The 3956-nt window shown below is 66.3% G+C and carries 5 protein-coding genes and 1 pseudogene; 5 read left to right on the forward strand and 1 reads right to left on the reverse strand.

Going from position 1 to position 3956, the window contains the following annotated elements:
- The 5 genes from LPZ50_RS22740 to LPZ50_RS22760 form a co-directional block, all read left to right on the forward strand.
- A partial coding sequence (locus LPZ50_RS22740; protein ID WP_230665093.1) for an AraC family ligand binding domain-containing protein occupies nucleotides 1-593 on the forward strand: 593 nt, incomplete at its 5' end.
- Nucleotides 594-624: 31 nt separating this feature from the next.
- Nucleotides 625-1116 carry an aromatic-ring-hydroxylating dioxygenase subunit beta gene (locus LPZ50_RS22745; RefSeq protein ID WP_230665094.1) on the forward strand — a complete coding sequence of 164 codons (492 nt, stop codon included), beginning with the start codon at nucleotides 625-627 and terminating at the stop codon, nucleotides 1114-1116.
- A 16-nt stretch (nucleotides 1117-1132) separates the two neighbouring features.
- The gene (locus LPZ50_RS22750; protein WP_230665095.1) at nucleotides 1133-2398 is read left to right on the forward strand and encodes an aromatic ring-hydroxylating dioxygenase subunit alpha; all 1266 of its coding nucleotides are present in this window, start codon (nucleotides 1133-1135) and stop codon (nucleotides 2396-2398) included.
- A 2-nt stretch (nucleotides 2399-2400) separates the two neighbouring features.
- Nucleotides 2401-2718: a non-heme iron oxygenase ferredoxin subunit gene (locus LPZ50_RS22755; RefSeq protein ID WP_230665096.1), complete on the forward strand. Its 318-nt coding sequence runs from the start codon at nucleotides 2401-2403 to the stop codon at nucleotides 2716-2718.
- Nucleotides 2715-3752, forward strand: a complete 1038-nt coding sequence (locus LPZ50_RS22760) for an NAD(P)/FAD-dependent oxidoreductase (RefSeq protein ID WP_230665097.1) — start codon at nucleotides 2715-2717, stop codon at nucleotides 3750-3752. The genes LPZ50_RS22755 and LPZ50_RS22760 overlap by 4 nt, the downstream gene beginning before the upstream one ends.
- A gap of 29 nt (nucleotides 3753-3781) precedes the next feature.
- Here the strand turns inward: LPZ50_RS22760 and LPZ50_RS22765 are convergent.
- A pseudogene (locus tag LPZ50_RS22765) lies at nucleotides 3782-3956 on the reverse strand (IS3 family transposase); the annotation flags it as partial.

Below are 3956 nucleotides of genomic sequence, written 5' to 3' on the forward strand. Positions count from 1 at the left end.
CCGCGGGCGCGGCGCGGGCGCGCGACCTGGCGCTGCGCGAACAGATCAGCCCCGACGGCGCCACTTTGCTGGGCTACGAATGGCTGATCGACATCGACGTGCTGGAATCGAAATCCCTGCACTGGCCCTGGAAAGAAGTGTCGCGCCACCTGCCCAGCGTAGAAGACATCGCCAAGGGCTACAACGGCCGCCGCCTGTTCGTGCTGTACAACCCGGCCACCGAGCGCCGCATCGGCACCACGCACAGCTACTTCGCCACCATATCGTCGTCGCCGCCCGACAACCATCATGTGCCGCATCGGCACAGCTCGGCCGCCATCAACTACTACCTGCGCGGCAACGGCTACAGCAAGGTCGGCAAGCAGCGGCTGGACTGGAAGGCGGGCGACCTGATCCTGTCGGCTCCCGGCTGGGCCATGCATTCGCATCATTCGGGCACGGAGACCACCTCGGCGCTGACTGTGCAGGACCATCCGCTGCAGATCGCCATGGAATCGTTGATCTGGCAGGAGCGCCTGCAGGAGCCCATCCTGGCCCTGGGCAGCCAGGGCGGTTTCGAGAGCAACCGTGCGCAGCTGGCCGCCGCTTCTTGATTGCATATACGGAATATCTGCTGGACTGACTATGACCACGACCACTGCTATCGACATGCCGGCACTGCGCGCGCAACTGCGCGATTTCTACGACGACTATGCCGCGTGCCTGGACGAAGGGCGCCTGGAAGACTGGCCCGCGTTCTTCACCGAAGACTGCCATTACCGTGTGCTGTCGCGCGAGAACCATGATGCCGGGCTGCCCATCGGCCTGATCTACTGCATGAACAAGAACATGCTGAAAGACCGGGTGACCGCCCTGCGGGAAACCACCGTGTACGAGCCGCGCTCGCTGCGTCATTTCATCAGCGGCGTGCGGGCCACGCAAGTGGATGGCGACACCATCACGGCGCAGGCCAACTTCGCCATCATGGAGTCGCTGTCGGACCGCGAACCCGTGTTGAACATGGTGGGCCGCTACCTGGATGTGCTGGTGCGCGACGGCGATGCTTTCCGGTTGCGCCGGCGCGATTGCGTGCACGACAACTACCGCGTGCGCACTTCTTTGATCATTCCCGTCTGAATCTGAAGGAACAGCCATGACCTGTCCCGATACCCCCGTGCTGGAGGCCGCCGCGGCGCCCATCCGCATCGACCGCCGCTGGCCCAAGGAAGGCCACACGCGCATTCCCAACTGGGTCTACACCGACCCGGATATTTTCCGCAAGGAAATGGACGTGTTCTTCGGCGGGCAAACCTGGAACTACGTCGGCCTGGACTGCGAAGTGCCCGAGCCCGGCTGCTACAAGCGCAACTGGATAGGCGACCGTCCCGTGATCATGGTGCGCACCGAAACCGGCGAGATCGCGGTGCTGGAGAACCGCTGCGCGCACCGGGGCGCGCAGATCTGCTGGCAGAACACCGGCAAGGTGGCGGACTTTACCTGCCCTTATCACCAATGGAACTACGACCTGAACGGCAACCTGCAGGGCGTACCGTTTCGCCGCGGCGCCATGGGCAAGGGCGGCATGCCCAAGGACTTCGATCCCAAGCAGAACGGTATCCGCAAGCTGCGCAGCGTGAACCGCGGCGGCTCGGTGTGGGCGACCTTCGCCGAGGACGGCCCCAGCTTCGAGGACTACTGCGGCGCCGAGGTGCTGGCCGAGATCGACCACATGCTGCCGGGCAAGAAGCTGAAGCTGCTGGGCTACACCCGCCAGTTGATTCCCAGCAACTGGAAGATGTACCTGGAAAACCTGAAAGACCCCTACCACGCCACGCTGCTGCATACGTTCTACATCACCTTCGGCCTGTGGCGCGCCGATTCGAAATCGGAATGCATTCCCACGGGCGGCGGCGCGCACAGCGTGATGGTGTCGCACAACGAGGGCAAGAAGAAAACCGAGGCCACCTCGGAAATGAGCCGCTTCCGCGATGACCTGGAACTGCTCGACCTGGAAACCGTGACGCCGCGCGCCGAATTCAACCGCGGGCGGGTGGGCGGCGCCTGGGTGTTTCCGGCCGCCCAGTTCGGCATCCAGGCCAATTCGCTGAAGACGCGCCACGTCATTCCGCGCAGCCCCACCGAGCACGAGCTGGTGTTCACCTATTACGGCTATGAAGACGACGACGAGGAAATGACCCGGCTGCGCCTGAAGCATGCCAACCTGCTGGGGCCGGCCGGTTTCGTGTCCATGGACGACAGCGAGATGCTGAACCAGGTGCAGATCGGCGTGGGCGGGTATCCGCAGGGGCAGGGCGTGGTCGAGATGGGCGGGCGCGATACGCAGCCCGCCGACTACATGGTGACCGAAGTGCTGATCCGGGCGTTTTACCAGTACTACCGCGTAGCGATGGGGCTGTAGCCATGGATGCCTGGAAACCCGTCGCGGTCGTCAAGGATATCTCTGCGGATACCAGCACCTTGCGCGTGATGCTGGATGGCGAAGCCGTGTGCCTGTACGACCTGCAGGGCGAGATCTGCGCCACGCAGGACCGCTGCCCGCATGGCAATGCCAGCCTGGCCGAAGGCTATGTGGAAGGCGGCACCATCGAATGCCCGCTGCACCAGGGGGTATTCGATATCCGTACCGGCAAACCGCAATGCCCGCCTGTTACCACCGACCTGAAACGCTATCAGGTAAAGGTGGAGGGCGGCACTATTCTGTTGAGGGCGGAAGCATGAGCGTCGGCGCCATCGTCATCGTCGGCGCCGGCCAGGCGGGCGGCTGGGCCGCGCGCACGCTGCGCGACGCCGGCTATGAAGGGCGCGTGGTGCTGCTGGGCGCCGAACCGCATGCTCCCTATGAACGGCCGCCGCTCAGCAAGGCGGTGCTGGCCGGCCAGGCCGCGCCCGAAACCACAGAGCTGTTCGGGGCCGCTGCATTGCGTGAACTCGGCGTCGATTTCCGGCCCGGGGCAGTGGCGCGCGAACTGCGCCTGCGCGAGAAAACCGTGGTGTGCGCCGACGGTCCCGGCGTGGCCTACGACAAGTTGCTGCTGTGCTGCGGCGGGCGCGCCCTGGTGCCTGCCCTGCCCGGCGCCAACTTGCCCGGGGTTCATGTACTGCGCACCCGCGACGATGCGCTGCGGCTGCGCCAGGCGTTGGGGCAGGGCACGCGCCTGGCGGTGGTGGGCGGCGGCTGGATCGGGCTGGAAGTGGCCGCCACCGCGCGCCGGATGGGCTGCCAGGTGACGGTAATAGAACAGGCCGGCCGACTGTGCGCACGCAGTGTCATGCCTGGGGTGTCGGACGCCCTGGCCGAATTGCATCGCGGCCACGGCGTGGCCCTGCGCCTGGGCACCGGTGTCGCCGGAATTCTGCCGGCCGGCCCGGACCTGGCGCTGGCCTTGTCCGACGATACGGTGATGGCGGCCGATGCGGTGGTGCTGGGCGTGGGCCTGCAGCCCAACGACGAACTGGCGCGCGCCGCCGGCCTGGCCTGCGAAGGCGGCGTGCTGGTGGACGAATACTGCCGCACTTCGGCACCCGATGTGTACGCCGCCGGGGATGTCGCCGTCATGCAGGTGGCGGCCGCGGGCCGGAGGCTGCGCCTGGAATCGTGGCAGAACGCCCAGGACCAGGGCGCCGCCGCGGCGCGGGCCTGCTCGGGACTCGGCTGGAGGGGCTGTTCAGAAAGGGGACGGTTCTGCCCCGCGGATGAGGCCTCGCTGGAGAGCCGGGCGGTGACCTCGCCCGAGGGTGCGGCGGTGAGCTGAGGCTGAACCTCGGGAGTGGACACCGGGTTTCATGCGGCGAGTGACAGCGTAGGTGATGTGGGGAGTTGTTGTTCGGACTCGGCTGGTGTGAGGTAGCCGAGGGCGAGTGGCGGCGTCGGTTGTAGTAGGCCAGCCCGCGGTACAGCTCGAGGCGGGTCTGCGTTTTCGAGGTCCAGCGGCGTCCGTGGAGCAACTCGCGGCTAT

It is taken from the genome of Bordetella petrii (genome assembly GCF_020991325.1).
Classification (GTDB): domain Bacteria; phylum Pseudomonadota; class Gammaproteobacteria; order Burkholderiales; family Burkholderiaceae_B; genus Bordetella_A; species Bordetella_A petrii_E.

Bases quoted from the DNA above. Each gene is read 5' to 3' on its own strand.
- LPZ50_RS22745 (WP_230665094.1), top strand. From the start codon at position 625: ATGACCACGACCACTGCTATCGACATGCCGGCACTGCGCGCGCAACTG.
- LPZ50_RS22750 (WP_230665095.1), top strand. From the start codon at position 1,133: ATGACCTGTCCCGATACCCCCGTGCTGGAGGCCGCCGCGGCGCCCATC.
- LPZ50_RS22755 (WP_230665096.1), top strand. From the start codon at position 2,401: ATGGATGCCTGGAAACCCGTCGCGGTCGTCAAGGATATCTCTGCGGAT.
- LPZ50_RS22760 (WP_230665097.1), top strand. From the start codon at position 2,715: ATGAGCGTCGGCGCCATCGTCATCGTCGGCGCCGGCCAGGCGGGCGGC.